Here is an 18,400-nt window from a genome sequence, read left to right on the forward strand (position 1 = left end):
ATTAAAAATATTTGTCTACAAGATACACCAGTCCTGCCATATTTATAGCCCCCAACAACAATTCTCTTTTATTCACCGCTTCAAACACATCGGCTTTGGTATGGTGAATATCAAAATAGCGTTGATTATCGGGCATTAAGCCACAAGCAGGAATATGAAAATGCCGAACCAACGGACCAATATCGGCGCCACCACCTCCGGCATTTATCATGTCGGTGCCATAAGGCTGCAGCAAGGGAATCCAGCTTCTGATTAATGCTAATTTTTCGGTATTGGTACTGCATCCAAAGCCCCGCGGCGTAAAGCCGCCTTCATCACTTTCCAAAGCAAAAATAGGCTCATCACTTTGCTCAGCGGCAACTCGGGCATATTCATTGCCTCCCCTCAAACCATTTTCTTCATTGGCAAATAACACAAAATGCATACTATGTTTCGGGCGATAGCCCAATGCTTTAAATACTCTTAATACTTCAATGGTTTGTACTATGCCGGCACCATCATCGTGGGCACCTTCGCCTTCATCCCAACTATCTAAGTGGCCACCAACGGTAATGTATTGATGTGGCAATTCTGTACCCCTTAAAACACCTACTACATTATACCCAACGGTATCCGGCAAAAAGTGTCCATAGGTTTCTAAGTGTAATTGAACGGGCATGCGTTTACACCAGGCATACAAACTATCCGCATCAATTAACCCCAAAGCAGCAGCCGGAATTTTAGGAAAGGAATCATTATAAGCCATTACGCCGGTATGTGCATTGTTATCGGTTGAGCCGCTTAACGAACGAATAACCACACCCACTGCACCGTATTTAGCGGCTATAGATGCCCCATTGCGGCGATAGGCACCCGTTTCGCCATAAGCCCTGCCGGGTACTATATAAGTTGGATTGAAAGGATAATTAAAAAATACAATTTTACCCTTTGCCTCATTTTTTCGTGCCTCTAATTCCTCAAAATTTTTAACGGCTAATACCGATGCCGTTATGCCCCCTTTGGGAGTTCCTAATGAGTTACCCAAGGCTGAAACCGACAAACTTTTTTGCACTTTACGGCTACCCATTTGCGTTATTACCGCTTTATCTTTTCCACCTCTTACCCAATGGGGCACCTTACAGGGCTGCAAATACACAGAATCGGCACCGGCAGCTTTCATTACCTTTTCGCCCCACAAAACGGCCTGCATAAATTGCGGCGAACCGGCCAAACGCCCTCCTATTTGTTTGGTTAACTGGTGCAATAAGGTATAGGCTTGCCCTTCGGTTAACACATTATCGGCTAACTGTTTTAAAAAAGTACTATCGGTGGCTTGTTGTGCCCGGGTTAAAAAGGGGAACAATAAAAAGGCAAAAAATATTTTTTTCCGCATAAACAATCAGGGTTTGGGTATATCATTAGGTACTATACAAGTTATAGGTATAAAGATAAGGTAAAGCCTGCCAATTTGGTCATTATGCTACCCATTGCCCATACACAAGGCAATCAACAGCGTTACGCAACGCTGTTGACCCGAAGCAGTATCGAAGCAGGGCCGAAGGAATACCATACTTAAAAGCCCAATTGTGTATGCTTAACCATTCATACAATGCCAAAAAGACAGTAACCCGTGTTCTAAGTACCCTTGCAAACATTTGTTCCATAAAATCTTGCCGGTTAACCATTTTCATTGAACAGAAAGCCCAAATAGTTGTTACTTAGCAGAAAGAATTAGCTATGCGTATTGGTATTGTATGTTATCCCACCTTTGGTGGGAGCGGTGTTTTGGCTACAGAACTGGGAAAAGCTTTAGCCGATGAAGGCCATCAGGTACATTTTATAACTTATCAGCAACCCGTTCGGTTAAATGTGTTTAATACCAATATTTTTTACCATGAAGTAAGGGTACCCACTTACCCCTTGTTCGATTATCCTCCTTACGAAGTAGCATTGGCCAGTACCATGGTTGATGTGATAATGAACCACGATTTAGATTTACTGCATGTGCATTATGCCATTCCGCATGCATCGGCAGCTTATATGGCCAAACAAATTGTAAAAAGTAAAAATGGCCGCAATATACCCGTTATTACCACCTTACATGGAACGGATATTACTTTGGTAGGCCGAGATAAAACCTATGAGCCGGTAGTAACTTTTTCCATTAACGAAAGCGATGCCATTACTGCTGTATCGCAAAACTTGAAAGAAGAAACCTTTAAAAACTTTGCCATAACCAAAAACATTGAGGTAATTACCAACTTTGTTGATGTGCAACGTTTTCATAAAAAACCTTTCGATGCATTTAAAAAAGTAATTGCCCCTATGGGTGAAAAAATTTTAGTGCATGCTTCTAACTTCAGAAAAGTAAAAAGAGTGCAGGATGTAATTAAAGTATTTGCCGAGGTTAGAAAATATATTCCCGCCAAACTACTCATGGTGGGCGATGGACCGGAAAGACCTGCAATGGAAGAATTGGTGCGGGTTTTAGGTCTATTGGATGACGTTCGTTTTGTAGGTAAACAAGAACAGATAGAGGAAATTTTAGCCGTGAGTGATGTGTTTTTATTACCCAGTGAATATGAAAGTTTTGGATTGGCCGCATTAGAAGCTATGGCAGCAAAAAATGTAGTTATCAGCACCAACGCAGGTGGCTTGCCTGAGATAAATATACAAGGCAAAACAGGCTTTATGGCCAATGTGGGTGATGTGGCTGCAATGAGTGAATTTGCCATAACCATATTGAAAGACGAGCACAAACTAAAGCAAATGAAACTGGCTGCTTATGAACAGGCCAAGCATTTTGATATAGCCAACATTATTCCACAATACGAAAAATTGTACAGTCGCTTTTGCAGAATGAAAATTAAAGAACCGGAAGAAAAACAGGCTGTACAGGAATAAAGAAATAATCTACCTTTTTGCTTATCTATTTTTTATTGGAACAATTTGTAACCATCAATTATTACAGCTTTGGTATTGCCCCGTTTGTGTGCAGGGCATGCGAACCAAGCATTTGAATAGTTAGGAATGAATGGCTGCATCGTCAATACTTTGCAAAATAATATCGGCCATTTTCTTTAATTCTTTTTTTTGAATACACAGCGGCGGTGCTATGCGCATAGACTGTGGGTTGAATAAAAACCAATCGGTAATTAAACCTTGTTGAATACAATGATGAATAACTTTTTGATTGGTTTCAAAACTATCAAATTCAATAGCCATCCACAAACCGGCACTACGAATGGCTTTAATGGCTTTATGGTGCAGTTGCTCTTTTAAAAATGTTTCTTTTTCTTTTACTTCTTTCATCCAATGTTGATCGAGTAATACTTCCAAAGCAGCTTTACCTGCCGCACAAGAAACCGGATGCCCGCCAAAAGTAGTAATATGCCCCAACACCGGATGATGGGTAAGTGCATGCATATTTTTTCGCGAAGCGATAAAAGCACCCAATGGCATACCACCGCCTAAGGCTTTACCCAACAACAACACATCGGGCACAATGCCGGTTTGTTCAAAAGCCCATAGCGTACCGGTTCGGCCAAAGCCTGATTGTATTTCATCGGCAATTAATAAAACACCTTTTGCGGTGCATTGCTCACGTAGTGCACGTAACCAATCATTCGATGTTTTTACTATGCCTGCTTCTGCTTGCACCATTTCAACCATAACACAAGCCGTTTGTGCATCAATGGCCTGCAAGGCTTCTGCACTGCCATATTCATAATGATACACTTCGGGTAACAATGGGCGGTAGGCATTGCGCCAATATTCATTCCCCATTATGCTTAAAGCCCCTTGCGTACTGCCATGGTATGCATTATGAAAGGCTATAATTTTAGTACGCCCCGTTATGCGTTTGGCTAATTTCATAGCACCCTCAGCGGCTTCGGCACCACTATTCGTAAAATATACACAATTTAAAGTAGCGGGTAAATGGTCGGCTAATAATTTGGCATAAGCCACTTGTGGTTGTTGAATAAATTCACCATACACAATTAAATGCATATATTCTGAGGCCTGCTGCTGAACGGCATTCACCACTTTGGGATGACTATGGCCAATATTGGCAACACTGAAACCCGAAATACCATCAATGTATTCTTTGCCATTTACATCGAACAAATAAATACCGTGCGCTCGTTGCATGTGCAATCCTATAGGAGCAGGAGATGTTTGTGCAATATGTTGCAAAAAAAGTTGTCTGTAATTCATACGGGGATTTCAATAGCTTTGAAAATAGAAAACGAAGTTATACATTCGGCTAATGAAATAATGTATAAAAAAAAGTTATCTAACAAAATATTATGGCCATTATTCTTCCGGTTGAAAATATACATCCGCAATTTGGGCAAAATTGCTTTGTTGCCCCCAATGCCACTATTGTAGGCAAGGTAATAATGGGTAATGATTGCAGTGTTTGGTTTAATGCAGTTATTCGCGGCGATGTGAACAATATTACCATGGGAAATAGGGTGAATGTGCAAGATGGTGCCGTTATTCATTGCACTTATCAAAAAAACGCTACCGCAATTGGCAATAATGTGTCGATAGGACACCATGCTATTGTTCATGGCTGCACCGTACATGATAATGTGTTGATTGGTATGGGAGCCATTGTTATGGATAGATGTATCGTACATAGCAATTCCATTATTGCTGCCGGTGCTGTAGTATTAGAAGGAACAGTGGTAGAAGCCGGTTGTGTATATGCCGGTGTGCCTGCCAAAAAAGTAAAAGAAGTATCACAGGAATTGTTAGAAGGCGAAATTAATCGCATTGCCCATAATTATACTTTTTATGCAGGGTGGTTTGCCAATGCCAATGAATGTCCTAAGCAATAATTGAATACCTTAAAACGTTGTAATAAGCACATGAAACACAGCAAACATATTTTAGTATTGATGGGTATTGTTATGGCTTTCGCATCATGCAGTTTATTTAACCATGCCAATCGCAATGGCTGCCCATCGAACGGGAAGAATGTAGATGCCGGCAAATTAGCTGCCGGTGATCCTAAGGCCATGAAAGCAGCCAGTAAAGCGCCTAAATTCAAGGCCGATAAAAATGTAGGGGGTAATTAATTTAGGCCCAGGTATTTTCGTCAATCTCTTCTAATAATTTTAAATAACTAAAATAGCGTTCTTCGGCAATTTCGCCATTTTCAACAGCTGCTTTAACGGCACAACCGGGTTCATACATGTGCAAGCAATTATTAAATTGACATTCCATTAATCGTTCACGCATTTCGGGAAAATAGTGCGACAATTCCTGTTTATTAATATCCACCAATGCCAATTCTCTAATACCGGGTGTATCAATGATCTTACCGCCATCCGGCAAATCGAACATTTCGGCAAAAGTGGTGCTGTGCATACCTTTACCACTCCATTCACTTACGGCCAATGTTTTAAGCGACAAATCGGGAAAAAGCTGTTGAATAAAAGTAGATTTACCCACCCCACTATGCCCACTGATTAAACTTATTTTTTGCAGCAGCAATGCTTTTAACTCGGCTATATTTTGTTGTGTTACCATACTGCACAACAACACACGGTACCCTATTTGCGTATACAAAGCCTCTAATTGCTGAAACTGTTGCATTTCTTTTTCCCGATATATATCTGCTTTATTAAATATTAAAATAGCGGGCACATGATACATTTCGCAGGCTACCAAAAACCGGTCAATAAACCCTTGCGATGTGCGGGGCTGTTTAAGGGTGATGAATAAAATACTTTGATCAATATTAGCAGCAATAATATGGTGATGTTTGCGGTGGTGCGGACTTTGACGAATAACATAATTATGGCGAGGCTCAATGGCTTCAATAATGGCATGCTGTTCAGGGCCGGGCTCAATGGCTATTTCAACCAAATCGCCAACGGCAATGGGGTTGGTAGAGGTAAACCCCTCAATTTTAAACACCCCTTTTATGCGGGCAGCATAAAACTGGCCATCTTCCGCTTTTACCTGGTACCAGCTACCGGTTGATTTATATACAGTTGCCTTCATGCAATAGAATAAGGCTGTAAGATAAAGAGAACTGAGAAATTTTTTGAGGAGAATGTGTTGAAGCTAAGGCAGTAGGTTATAAAGTAATCATGTTTGTTCAGCGATGGATTAGCGGAAAAGAAAATAAAGTTTGGACTATAGAATTGCGATTATATTATTTTATTTTTTAAGTTTCATATAGCCCGTCAATAAAAAAATGGAATTGCTTACACAAAGAACCATTCAATAGCATTCACACCATTACAATTCATAATCTATCAAAGTGTTTAATTAATAATTGCTATTAACATAAGCCTTATAAACTTTTACCCATCTGTTTCTTATGGCAAATAATAGTAAGGCCGATTTAGAATGTGTATCAGTTTTTTTACGCAAACCGGTGGCATAGTATTGTAGTGTTTTCAAAGAAACATGCATCACTTCCGCTATTTCTACTTCATCCTCCATTGTTACTAACAATTGTAAATACAAAAATTCCTTGTTAGTTAATTGTTGCGTAATATTTTTTTCATAGGGCAGCCTTTTCAGATGATGTAACGCTTTATCAATTTGTTCCGGATTAAACGCAGCTTCATCAATAAAATCCTGTCGATAACTTACACAATTAATAGCCTGTTCCAGAATAACACGGGTAAGCTTTTTTTTACTTAAAAAACCCTTTACGCCTATATCCATTAACTCCGCTATTTCATATTCAGAAAGTAGCTCAGACAATACAATAATGGGTAAAGCAGGCCAGGAATAAAGTAAAATGGCTGCAAGCCCCATACCATCTATTGCCGGCATTAGCAAATCGGTTATTATTACATCCGGCTCTGTTTTAACCTGCTGCAACTTTTTAAATAATCAGCACCACTATTAGCCGTAAACAAAAATGTTGACAAATGGTATGCCATTCAACATTTTTTGAAGTTTTAATAGATAATCCGGCTTAGCGTCTACTAATACCAAATTGATGGCGGAAGTCATAAAAGGAACAATTTGAATAAAATTAAATTATATCGGGTACAATTGGATAGGAAGAAGCGTTTTTTTAAAAATAGCGTAAAACTACGTAGAATATTTAGGAAAATTACTAAAGATGTATTTAAAACAATGCATTAATTTTAATTAAATTTTAAGCTTAAAATTATAAAGTGGTTAATACTTTATTAACTACTTCGTTGCTGTACGATACACAGTGTGGATATTCAGTTAGGCCAACTGCTATCCACTTATATATGACAGTTAAGTCATTCAAAAATCCGCTGAAAATTCTCATCATGGCGTTAGACAGATGAGATTACAAATAAAAAATAAATATGAAACATCTATTTGTTAAAATATTATGCCTGATTGTAGGCTTTACATTGTCTGCAGCTAATGCAGAATCTGCAAACTTCAACAGTACGACTTTTTCAATTGACAAAAAAATGGAGAAAGCTTTTATACCTAAGTTTAATAATACTAATGCTAGTTATTATGATAGCAGGCATATGAATTTAGAGCCAAATGCAAACAGTGATTGTATAGAAGTTCATTTCTCATGTGGTCCGGTTGCTACAATTTGCGGATATGAAGGCGATTTGGGTACACTTATAGAGGCATTATTAATAGTGGATGATATAATTTGTCCCTAGTGCAACAAGATGCTGTCTTAAATTAAAAAAGGCAGCATCTTTTTTTTATAAATAAAACTTAATCACCTATGTTAAAATGGAAATTAACGGCAATAATCGTATTGTGTTATAGTGTATTAACTGCACAAGTATTGCCCAAACAAGATAAAGCAGTATACCAAGCTAGTTTTGAAATTACATTTCAAACTGATAGCACCAATCCTACATCGTTGGTACATGAGCAAGCAATTTTGTTAATTGGTAAACAACTTACCAAATTTGAGTCGGCTAATAAAATGTTACGTGATTCATTGCTATATAATGATAATACTCAACCCAACAAAACAATAACGCAACTTCAGTTGGGGAAAATACCTAAAACAAAATTTTTATTTGAAATTTATCAATACAACCACCAAGTTATTTATCGCGATCAAATAATGACTGAACGCTTTCAATATACAGAAACCCCCGATTTTAATTGGCAATTGGGCAGTAATGATACTACCATAGCAGGATATCGTTGCCAGTCGGCTACCTGCAATTATGGGGGAAGAAATTATACAGCCTGGTTTACCGATGAAATACCCATACCTACAGGCCCATACAAATTTTTTGGATTACCGGGATTTATAGTAGCAGTAGAAGATAGTGCGCATCAAGTACAATTTATACTTACCGGATTTAAAAAATTAGCAGACAACTATATAATAACACCTAGCCAACAAAACTATACACAGGTTACCAAATCTGTTTTTTTAGAAACCTTGAAAAAGTACAAAGCCAATCCATCCATGGCAATGAATAACACTTTAGCTGCTCTTAAAATAAATATCGACGAATCTGCTAAAAATACTGCATCGGAAAAATTAAAAAAAGAAAATAACCTGATTGAAAAATTTTGATACTAAACTTTAAAATTAATGCAATTTGATTCTGAAAAAATTGTGCTGTTTTTTTGTTGTTTTTCCTTTAATGCTAAATATTGTAATTGGCCAAAACATATTAAAAGGTTATATACAAGATAGTTTACAGTATAAACCGGTGGAAAATGTAATGGTTACGCTACATGACAGTGCCATGCATAAAACCTTAGCGTATGGTATTTCTAACGAGCAAGGATATTTCGAAATAAATATTACCGGCAATACTTTACCCATGGTAGTTCAGGCAAAAGCATTAAATTTTAAAATTTATCAAAAGACACTGCATTCCATAAGTTCTCCATTAATAATTACTTTACAGCATGCAATTACAGAAATAAAAGAAGTTACTGTTAAAAGCGGCCCAATTAGTAAAAGAAATGATACAATAAGTTATCGGGTAGATGCATTTGCACAATTAAATGATAGAAGTATAGGTGATGTTATTGCAAGAATGCCTGGTATTGAAATAGGTCCTGATGGGAAAATTTACTACTTAGGTAAACCCATTGACAAATATTATATTGAAGGAATGGATTTACTGGAGGGGAAATATAATTTAGCCAATAAAAATTTACCCTATGATGCAGTTAGTAGCGTACAAATTTTAGAAAATCATCAACCCATAAAAATACTTGATAGCATTAGCCCATCCGATAAAGCTTCCTTAAACATAAAACTTAAAAAAAATACTACAACTACCGGAACAGTATATGCCATGGCAGGGCTGTCACCTTTATTGTACGAAGGTAATATTACACCAATGCTATTTAAAAAGAAGGAACAACTCATTGCTTCTTACCAATTAAATAATTCGGGCAATGATGCTTCGCAACAATTAAATACTTTAAGCATTGAAGAACTTACCAATCAGTTAAATGATAGAGACGAACCTACCAATCCTTTGAATATTGTTGCATTGCCAAAGCCTTCCATTAATAGCAGGCAATATTTATTTAATCGTTTGCAAATGCCTACACTGCAATATTTAACCAAAAACAACAATGGTTTAGAAATAAAATTAAGTCTTGCTTATATAAATGACCACCAAACGCAACAGGGCAACAATAGCACTACCTATTCTTTAGAAAATGGCAACATAATATTGAATGAACAAATAGAAAATACATTCAACACCTGCCGTACAGAAAATAGTTTGGTCATTCAAAAAAACAAAAACAATATTTTCTACAAAAACACATTACGCTTTAAAGGGAATTGGGATGAACAAAATGGCAATACATTCACGCAAAGCAAACCTATTCAACAATATACTAAAAATAATTTCCTGGCATTTTCCAATAACTTTAAAACTATAGTACCCATTCGTAAACAATTAGTCTCCTTACATTCTATCATTAATTATCATCAGCAGTACAATACATTAACAGTAATTCCCGGGGTTTATAGTAATATATTAAATAACAATGTAAGTTACCTAAACACCATACAACATTTTAAACAATATTTTTTTAAAACTCAACAAGCTGCTGAGTTAATCAAACAAATAAAAGCATATACAGTTAATTTTCGGGCAGGATTAAATACCATTCAACAACAAAACAATACTTCTATTGAAATAAATGACTCCGTTGCATTGCCTTTACCTTTTAAGAATAATATTCAAATTCAATCACTAAATACCTATATTACTCAGGAATGGAATAAAAAAATAAGGCAAGGTAATATGGGCATAAAATTGCCCATACAATATATGCAAGTGAATTTAAAAGATACACTGCAATACTTGATGAATGAAAAAAATATGCTCACCTTAAATCCTGAATTTTACATAAGATATAATTTAAATAACTTATGGCAGTGGAATAGTAGTGTGAGCTATCAACAAAAAATTGATAATTATCTGAATATTTATTATGGTTATATACTAAAAAGCTATCGAAACTTACAATCGAACCCATACCCCTTAGGCATTGTAAAAACATTGAATGCAACTACAGCACTCATATATAGAAGTACCTTACATGCATCATTTTTTAATATTCTATATACTTACTCAAACATCACTCAACCCTATATACTTAATACCAGTATTGCATTAAATGGTAGTCAGCAAAGTACGGCAATACCAATAAGCAATACCATACAGCAACATATATTTAATATCCGTTATAGCAAAACAATTTACGAATGGCACAGCAGTTTTGCCATTGCTACCGATATTAATATTGGACAATTTAAACAATACATTAATCAAATACTTACACCCACCACCAATTGGTTAATTAATACACGAGTGAGCTACAACGGGATTTTTGCAAAATGGGGAACAGTTGATTATCAAATAAACCCACAATGGCTAATGCTTTCCATTAAAAACAATAACCCGAATACTACCTTTCTTTATAGCCAAATTTTAAAATACAACCATACTTTGCCTGCGGATATAAACATTCTTACACAACTGGAACACTATTATAACAATGGCTCTGTAAATCAACAAAACACATTTTTTGCTGATTTATTACTAAGAAAACAATTAAAAAACAAAACAGATGTTGAATTGGGTGTACGCAATCTATTCAACAACAATTATTTGGTTAGCACCAATATTAATGGATACTATACGGTACAATCGGGTATGTTTATGCGTCCCAGGCAAGTTACTGCTGCTATTCGATTTGCATTTTAAGGCTGGTATTACATTATGGAAATTTTCGTAAGAGTGTTAAGCGCAGCAATGCTTCTAACACCACCAATACCAATGCAGCCAATACAAACCATTGAAATTGCTCGGTATACCGTTTATAGGTTGTAACGGTAATATTACTTTTTTCTAACCCATCAATACTTTTATAAATATTTTGTAAGGCAGCGTTATTGGTAGCATGATAATATTGCCCGCCGGTTTCGGCAGCCAGTTGTTTTAATAATTCTTCATTAAAATCTAACGGACCGGAATTATTGTTATTAATGATATTATGGTTATCATCTACCCGATTGGTATTACTGCCTACGCCTATTGTATAAACTTTAATGCCATATAATTTTGCCATATTAAGGGCTACATCCGGCGGTATTTGTCCGCCAAAATCCACTCCATCGGTTAATAAAATAATTACTTTACTTTTATTATTACTATTGCGTAATCTATCAACACTGGTAGCTAATCCCGAACCAATAGCCGTTCCTTCTTCCTGCAAATATCCGTTTTGAATATTGTTAATTTGGCTTAATACTGCATTATGATCAACTGTTAAGGGGCATAAAGTAAAACTTTGACTACTAAAAATTACTACCCCTATTTCATCACCGGGTCTGTTTTCAACAAACTCGGCAGCTACTTTTTTAGCAGCCTCTAATCGGTTAGGTACAAAGTCTTGCTCCGTCATACTACCACTAATATCAATACACAATATTATATCAATACCTTTCCCATTAATTTGTTGTTTGGTAAACTGTTGTCGTGGACGTGCTAAAGCAATAATAATAGCACTGAGCGCTAATAAGCGTAAAACAAAAGGTAGATGTTTTAAATTAGATTTTATACCGGCTGTTCCCTTTAAAAAATGCGTAGTAGTTATACGAACGGCAGGTATTTGACGATGGAAAGTTTTTATATACCAATATACCAAATACGGGATAATGAGTAACAGGGGCAACACCCATGGATAAGCAAATTCAGTATGTTGAAGCCACGATGACAGCATGTTTACTTGGGTTGTATTGAAAATTGTTGTACGGTTTTAGCCATTTGCTTACCGGCATCAATGGCTGCATTTACTTCATTTTCCGTAGGTTTATATTGTGCAAACTTAACGGCATCGGCCAAACGAAGCATTTGAAAATAAGTATTTTGGACCGACTCGTTGCCAATTTTATTTTTAATAATAATCATATACTCATCTGTAGTATAACTTTGGGTGTTTTGCTGATAGCATATATCTGTAAAGCTTCTACACAATTCAACTAATTCAGTAAATAGAAGCCGGTCGTTACCGGATGCATAAGGGTACTTTTCTTTTAATTGTGTTAAGGCCTCAAATATTTGTTCTTTCGTTTTTGGCGGACTAACGGTAACGGACTTCTGTTTTCTAAGCTTTCGTGCCCATTGTATAATGATGAATGCTAAAACTACTGCGGTAATGGCTGCTGCAATTATCCACCAGGGAAATGGTTTAGGCGGTGGGGTAACTGAAATAATATCCGTAAAACCATTGTAATCATTCATGCCCAATACATTAGCCGGCAAAACTGTTAAAACAGGTGTGTTTTTATTGGTTACTATTTGTTTGTTGTTAAACACAACCGTTAGTGCAGGTATCTTCCAACTGCCCGAATCGAATGAGGTAATGGTTATTTTCTGTGAAAAAATAGTATTGCCATCAACAGTAAAAGTATCAATGGGCTCCCGCTTCACCACTTGTATATGCCCAAATGTATCAGGCATTTGTAACCATTGCTGAATGCCACTGCTGTTTTTTTGAACATTTTCAACTTGAATAGTTAATTGCGCCTGATTGCCGATTAAGATTTTATCGGGGTTCAGCTTTACTGTAATTTGTTGGCTAAATGTTAGTATGGGCAAACAAAACAGCAGCAAGCCAAGCCATTGTTTATGTTTGAACAATGAGATGTGGTTAATAGCGGTACACACTTGCTGTATATAATAATAAAATTGACTCATGCCCTTTGAATAAAGAATTGCTGCAGAATTTTAACGTAATCTTGTCCGGTAGCTATTTGCAGCAAATCGGCACCGGCGGTTTTGAATACTTTTTTTACATCGTGTTGTATTTTAGCAAACTGTGCGGCATATTGTTGACGAACGGCTTTACTGGCTGTATCTAACCATAATTGTTCGCCTGTTTCGGGGTCTTCAACCACTACTAATCCCATGTTGGGCAAGGCTACATCCAATGCATCATATACTTGTATCCCAATTACATCGTGCCGGCGTGAAGCGATACGTAAAGCCTCTTCATAACCCTCATCAGCAAAATCGCTTAATAAAAAAACAATGCTTTTGTGGCGCGCTATATTGTTTAAATATTGCAAGGCTTTTACAATATTGGTTTGTTTATGCATGGGTTGTAATGACACCAATTCGCGAACCATGAATAATGCATGTTGACGTCCTTTTTTAGAGGGAATAAACTTTTCTACCCTATCGGTAAAAAATAATAATCCTGTTTTATCATTATTGTTCAATGCACTAAAAGCCAATACAGCAGCCATTTCGGTAATTAAATCTTTTTTAAACTGCTGTTGTGTGCCCATTAAGTTACTGGCACTGGCATCTACCAGAATAAAAACTTCTAGTTCCCGTTCTTCTTCAAAAACTTTAGTAAATGTATCATTCATACGGGCACTAACATTCCAATCAATAAACCGAATATCATCGCCTGCACTGTATTCTTTCACTTCTTTAAAAGCCATTCCTCTGCCTTTAAATGCCGAATGGTATTCACCCGTAAATAAGCGATTGGTTAATCGCTTACTTTTTATTTCCAGTTCACGTACTTTTTTTAATAATTCGGCTGCTTCCATATACAATATTTAACAACTAGATAAGGGTATATATACTAAGGCACCTGAATAGTAGCTAAAAGCATATCAATTACTGACTCAGTAGTAGTGTTTTCGGCTTCAGCTTCGTAGGTTAGTCCTATACGATGCCGCAACACATCTTTAGCAATTGCTTTAATATCATCGGGAATAACGTAACTGCGCTTGTGTAAAAAGGCAACAGCCTTAGCCGCTAATGCTAAATTGATGCTGGCACGTGGCGAACCACCATAACCAATCATGGGTTTTAATTTACTTAAGCCATATTGTTCGGGATAACGGGTAGCAAACACTAAATCGAGAATGTAATTTTCTATTTTTTCATCCATATAAACCTTCCGAACTAAGTTGCGAGCAGTTAATATTTCTGAAACATCTACCACCGGTTGAATACCAGGTAGTTCCATGCCTTGCACTTGTTGGCGTATAATAAGTTGTTCTTCCTGTTTATCGGGGTAACCCACCATTACCTTCAACATAAAGCGGTCAACCTGGGCTTCGGGTAAAGCATAGGTACCTTCTTGCTCTAACGGATTTTGAGTAGCCAACACCAAAAAAGGCGATGGCAGTGGATATGTTGTTTCGCCAATGGTTACCTGCTTTTCCTGCATGGCCTCTAACAAAGCACTTTGCACTTTAGCCGGGGCGCGGTTAATTTCATCGGCCAAAATAAAATTGGCAAATATGGGCCCTTTGCGAACCAGGAATTCATTTTTGGGTTGGTTATAAATCATGGTGCCAATAACATCGGCAGGTAAAAGATCGGGGGTAAATTGTATGCGGCTAAACTGGCCATTTACCGCTTGTGCCAGCGACTTGATGGTAAGGGTTTTGGCCAGGCCGGGAACACCTTCTAACAACACATGACCATTGCTGAGTAAGCCAATCAATAGTCGGTCAACCATATATTGTTGGCCCACAATCACTTTTGCCAGTTCTACTTTTATACGATCGATAAATTGGGCGTGTAATTCAATTTGCTGATTCATTTCCTGAATGGATTCGGGTGTGTGCATGGGCTATTTTTATGAGGTGAAAATACAAACTGCCCCGCGTAAGGGCATAATTCCTATTTTTAATTGTGAATATTTTAGGGCAATACGGTACATTGGCTTCAAATTTAACTGTAAATAGGCATGCATCAAACATAAAAATCATGCCATTTGTTAAGGTTGTATACTATTTCATAAACACATGAATAATTAAATATCTTCGCAGCCTATGCCTACTGAATTTGCGCACGACAAGATTGTTCCCGACCAGCAAAGTACCCTGCATAAAAAAGAACAGGTAGCTGAAATGTTTAACAATATTGCGGGGAAATATGACTTTCTGAACCGTTTTTTAAGTGGTGGAATTGATATTATTTGGCGTAAAAAAGCCATTCAACAATTAAAAGCCCTGCAACCTCAAACTATTTTAGATGTAGCAACCGGCACTGCCGATGTGGCTTTAATGACCTATGCAAGACTGAAACCCCAAAAAATTATAGGGATTGACATAAGTGAGGGAATGTTAAACCTGGGCAAACAAAAAATTGAAAAAGCCGGCCTTTCCAATAACATTATTCTACAACAAGGCGATAGTGAACATATTGATTTTGAAGATAATAGCTTTGATGCCATTACCGTTTCGTTTGGGGTACGCAATTTTGAAAATTTGTTAAAAGGTTTACAGGAAATGCACCGGGTATTAAAACCTGGCGGTAAAATTGTAATATTGGAATTTTCAAAACCCCGGTGGAAACCTTTTCAAATAATTTATAATTTATATCTTAGCACAATAGCACCAACATTTGCACAATTATTTTCGAAAAATAAAAAAGCGTACAAATACCTGAACAATAGTGTTCGAGCCTTTCCGGAAGGTAAACAATTTTTAACCATTATGCATGAAGCAGGATTTACCCAAACGTATTTAAAACCCCTTAGTTTAGGTATATGCACCATTTATTGCGGTTCAAAATAATTTTTTATTTTCTGCCGGTTTTCTTTGTTTTACAGGCTTCGGCCCAAAGGGAAATTTATCGTCCTTACCACGATGATATGCCCTATTATTTTGGTTTAACGTTGGGCTATAATTCTTCTTACCTTCATCAATTAAAATCAAGCCACTTCATGGCGAATGATAGTGTGTTAACCGCTGAACAAGGTTCAACCGGCGGTATTTCATTGGGCTTGCTGGCCACAGGCCGCCTTAGCGACCACTTTCAAATTCGATTTAACCCAACACTTTTTTTGGGGGGGTCACGTTATTTTTCCTACACATTAGGCAGTACGCAACCTAACGAAGCAAAGGAACAAAAACAAACCCTTCCTACCACCATAGTAAGTATGCCGTTACATTTTAAGTTTAACTCTGACCGTATTGATAATTTCAGAACTTATTTATTATTTGGCGTTAAGTTCGACACGGATTTATCGAGCAACTCTGCACTGCGCAATGTGCCCGATATTATTAAACTGCGAAAAAATGATTTTGGGTTGGAAGGCGGTTTAGGTTTTAATTTCTTTTTGCCCTTTGTTACCATATCGCCCGAAATAAAATTCAGCTATGGCTTAACCAATTTGCTGATTCCGGACCCCAACCTAAAATATGCCAGCGTTTTTCAACAACTGCAATCACGCATGATTGTTTTCTCCATTCATTTTGAGGATTAAAAATCGAATGTTCGTCGGGCTAAATTCCAACGCATGCCCAGCATTATGATGTTTGAAGTAAAATCGGGTTGGTTCACAACTTTGTACTTTCTAATAGTGCCGGTAACATCAAAAAACAAATTGGGAATTAACTCATATGTAACCGTTGCAGAAACCATAGCAGTTTTGGCCAATAAACCACTACCAATGTGGAAACCATAATCGCTAATACGATTGGAGGTATAAAATTCAAAGGGATTAGCACCAAAGTTATAACCTGCAGAATCCAAGCCCTGTTCAATATACATGGCTTTGGCAGTAAGTTGTAAACGATTAATGGGTTGATATTTAATAACCCCTAAAAACTCACGCAAATTGGCACCTAAAGGATGTGCCAGTGGCTGATTGTAATGTGTAAAAGAACCAACTGAATCGTAATGCGAATACACAAATGGCCTAATTAAATTTACCTCGCCCTGTACATCTAAATTTTTTATTCCAAACACATCAATTGATTTAAAGCCTAATTGCAATGCTTGTTTATTGGCATAGTAACCATCCCTATACCTTAACACTTCCTTCATTACAAATTCATTAATAATGATTTGGCTATACAATTGAGTGTTTTTAAATACATTGGCCTTAATGTTTCCACCCAAAGTAACCTTATCGGGGCTACCCAACTGTTGCTCGACAGAACGATAAAAAATAATAGGGTTCAAATAATTCAAATCGAAGCCCGAAGAACGACCAAACATTACATCTTCAAACAACCCAATATTTAACCATTTGGTAGCTTGAAAATCTAAGTAGTGCAAAGTCATATACTTCTGTGGACGCAAATAATCAGGACCACGCTGGTAACTGGAAACAAGTTGTGCAAACAAATTATAGTATTGGAATTTCCAGAAACGGGTATTGATTTTTAAGAATAGCATATCGTTGCTACCATCACTTAAAATTAAACTGCGAATACCATTGCCTATAAATACTTTATCGTATGCAAATTGAAAATCGATGGATTTACCGGCTTTAAACATAATACCCCCACGTGCATCAAAATAATCGAACCCATCGGTTTGATAATTTTTATAATAACCGGCACCGGGCACAGCCTGGTATTTTTGTGCATATTGCTGCACATACAAAGGATCGCGTTCCTGATTGGTGGTAAAATAAGAATAATAACCAATACCTTTTGAAAGCGTACCACGCAAATAAAAACCACGCCTATTCATGAATAATGGATGATTTAAATTGTTATCGTGGCCTAGTTCTAAATCTAATAAAGGAGAAATGTATGCAGAAAAATCGCCCCGCTTCACCCCTATATAAGCAGGATTATTTTTAATGGAAGAAGTGAACAAGTTTTTGAGTGGAATTGTTGTATCAACTAAGCCGGGACGCCAATCGAAATTATCTTTTAGTACCAGGTTTAAATTATATTTATCTACCTTAGATAAGTGAATTTTTCCGGCAGCAGCTAACGCTTGAATATAATATAATCTATCGGTAACGGTTTTGCGTTCAAAAGGTTTTACGGCCGAAAAGTTTAAAACTGAATCGGTACGTAATTTTAATTCTAAGCGGGTTAACAAATCGTATTGACGGCTACCCAAGGGAACATAATCGGATTGCGACCAAGCATTGATAACACACATCAATAGAAGGGGCAGGGCTACATAACGCAAACATTTCATAATCTTGCTGAATT

At 36.9% G+C, this 18,400-nt stretch carries 17 protein-coding genes; 8 read left to right on the forward strand and 9 right to left on the reverse strand.

Going from position 1 to position 18,400, the window contains the following annotated elements; genetic code table 11:
• Window position 1: 1 nt before the first annotated feature.
• On the reverse strand, window positions 2–1,372 hold the full coding sequence (locus tag ACP5P5_RS10130; RefSeq protein ID WP_428285991.1) for a M20/M25/M40 family metallo-hydrolase: 1,371 nt from the start codon (window positions 1,370–1,372) through the stop codon (window positions 2–4).
• Window positions 1,373–1,716: 344 nt separating this feature from the next.
• On the opposite strand from ACP5P5_RS10130, the gene bshA reads away from it, so the two are divergent.
• The gene (bshA, locus tag ACP5P5_RS10135; protein ID WP_428285992.1) at window positions 1,717–2,883 is read left to right on the forward strand and encodes an N-acetyl-alpha-D-glucosaminyl L-malate synthase BshA; all 1,167 of its coding nucleotides are present in this window, start codon (window positions 1,717–1,719) and stop codon (window positions 2,881–2,883) included.
• Window positions 2,884–3,003: 120 nt separating this feature from the next.
• On the opposite strand, the gene ACP5P5_RS10140 is transcribed toward bshA, so the two are convergent.
• Window positions 3,004–4,197: an aspartate aminotransferase family protein gene (locus ACP5P5_RS10140; RefSeq protein WP_428285993.1), complete on the reverse strand. Its 1,194-nt coding sequence runs from the start codon at window positions 4,195–4,197 to the stop codon at window positions 3,004–3,006.
• Window positions 4,198–4,289: 92 nt separating this feature from the next.
• On the opposite strand from ACP5P5_RS10140, the gene ACP5P5_RS10145 reads away from it, so the two are divergent.
• Entirely contained in the window at window positions 4,290–4,826 is a 537-nt protein-coding gene (locus tag ACP5P5_RS10145) for a gamma carbonic anhydrase family protein (RefSeq protein ID WP_428285994.1), read from the forward strand.
• Between the two features lie 30 nt (window positions 4,827–4,856).
• Window positions 4,857–5,066 carry a hypothetical protein gene (locus ACP5P5_RS10150; RefSeq protein ID WP_428285995.1) on the forward strand — a complete coding sequence of 70 codons (210 nt, stop codon included), beginning with the start codon at window positions 4,857–4,859 and terminating at the stop codon, window positions 5,064–5,066.
• Window position 5,067: 1 nt separating this feature from the next.
• Here the strand turns inward: ACP5P5_RS10150 and rsgA are convergent, their stop codons facing one another.
• Window positions 5,068–5,997: a ribosome small subunit-dependent GTPase A gene (gene rsgA, locus ACP5P5_RS10155; RefSeq protein ID WP_428285996.1), complete on the reverse strand. Its 930-nt coding sequence runs from the start codon at window positions 5,995–5,997 to the stop codon at window positions 5,068–5,070.
• A 270-nt stretch (window positions 5,998–6,267) separates the two neighbouring features.
• On the reverse strand, window positions 6,268–6,831 hold the full coding sequence (locus tag ACP5P5_RS10160; protein ID WP_428285997.1) for a response regulator: 564 nt from the start codon (window positions 6,829–6,831) through the stop codon (window positions 6,268–6,270).
• 467 nt (window positions 6,832–7,298) lie between these two features.
• Between ACP5P5_RS10160 and ACP5P5_RS10165 the strand changes: the two genes are divergently transcribed.
• From ACP5P5_RS10165 to ACP5P5_RS10175, 3 genes are all read left to right on the forward strand, one after another.
• Window positions 7,299–7,616, forward strand: coding sequence for a hypothetical protein (locus ACP5P5_RS10165; RefSeq protein ID WP_428285998.1), 318 nt, complete (start codon window positions 7,299–7,301; stop codon window positions 7,614–7,616).
• 68 nt (window positions 7,617–7,684) lie between these two features.
• Window positions 7,685–8,500: a GLPGLI family protein gene (locus ACP5P5_RS10170; RefSeq protein ID WP_428285999.1), complete on the forward strand. Its 816-nt coding sequence runs from the start codon at window positions 7,685–7,687 to the stop codon at window positions 8,498–8,500.
• A 70-nt stretch (window positions 8,501–8,570) separates the two neighbouring features.
• Entirely contained in the window at window positions 8,571–11,171 is a 2,601-nt protein-coding gene (locus tag ACP5P5_RS10175) for a hypothetical protein (RefSeq protein ID WP_428286000.1), read from the forward strand.
• Between the two features lie 13 nt (window positions 11,172–11,184).
• Here ACP5P5_RS10175 and ACP5P5_RS10180 read toward each other — a convergent pair whose 3' ends face one another.
• Genes ACP5P5_RS10180 through ACP5P5_RS10195 form a run of 4 tightly spaced genes read right to left on the reverse strand, consistent with a single transcriptional unit; the run spans window position 11,185 to window position 15,063 of the window.
• Window positions 11,185–12,189 (reverse strand): vWA domain-containing protein, encoded by a 1,005-nt coding sequence (locus tag ACP5P5_RS10180; protein ID WP_428286001.1) that lies wholly within the window; start codon window positions 12,187–12,189, stop codon window positions 11,185–11,187.
• Window positions 12,190–12,191: 2 nt separating this feature from the next.
• On the reverse strand, window positions 12,192–13,166 hold the full coding sequence (locus tag ACP5P5_RS10185; RefSeq protein ID WP_428286002.1) for a hypothetical protein: 975 nt from the start codon (window positions 13,164–13,166) through the stop codon (window positions 12,192–12,194).
• Window positions 13,163–14,029 (reverse strand): DUF58 domain-containing protein, encoded by an 867-nt coding sequence (locus ACP5P5_RS10190; RefSeq protein WP_428286003.1) that lies wholly within the window; start codon window positions 14,027–14,029, stop codon window positions 13,163–13,165. Before ACP5P5_RS10190 ends, ACP5P5_RS10185 begins: the two co-directional genes overlap by 4 nt.
• Window positions 14,030–14,064: 35 nt before the next feature.
• Window positions 14,065–15,063 (reverse strand): AAA family ATPase, encoded by a 999-nt coding sequence (locus tag ACP5P5_RS10195; RefSeq protein ID WP_428286004.1) that lies wholly within the window; start codon window positions 15,061–15,063, stop codon window positions 14,065–14,067.
• A gap of 205 nt (window positions 15,064–15,268) precedes the next feature.
• On the opposite strand from ACP5P5_RS10195, the gene ubiE reads away from it, so the two are divergent.
• Together ubiE and ACP5P5_RS10205 are read left to right on the forward strand one after the other, a co-directional pair.
• Window positions 15,269–16,015: a bifunctional demethylmenaquinone methyltransferase/2-methoxy-6-polyprenyl-1,4-benzoquinol methylase UbiE gene (gene ubiE / locus ACP5P5_RS10200; protein WP_428286005.1), complete on the forward strand. Its 747-nt coding sequence runs from the start codon at window positions 15,269–15,271 to the stop codon at window positions 16,013–16,015.
• A complete protein-coding gene (locus ACP5P5_RS10205; protein WP_428286006.1) occupies window positions 15,988–16,707 on the forward strand; it encodes an outer membrane beta-barrel protein in 720 nt (239 codons plus the stop codon). The genes ubiE and ACP5P5_RS10205 overlap by 28 nt, the downstream gene beginning before the upstream one ends.
• On the opposite strand, the gene ACP5P5_RS10210 is transcribed toward ACP5P5_RS10205, so the two are convergent.
• Entirely contained in the window at window positions 16,704–18,386 is a 1,683-nt protein-coding gene (locus ACP5P5_RS10210) for a hypothetical protein (RefSeq protein WP_428286007.1), read from the reverse strand. The two genes, ACP5P5_RS10205 and ACP5P5_RS10210, sit on opposite strands and share 4 nt — an antisense overlap.
• Window positions 18,387–18,400 lie beyond the last annotated feature (14 nt).

The organism is Hydrotalea sp., assembly GCF_049968455.1.
Taxonomy (GTDB): Bacteria; Bacteroidota; Bacteroidia; order Chitinophagales; family Chitinophagaceae; genus Hydrotalea.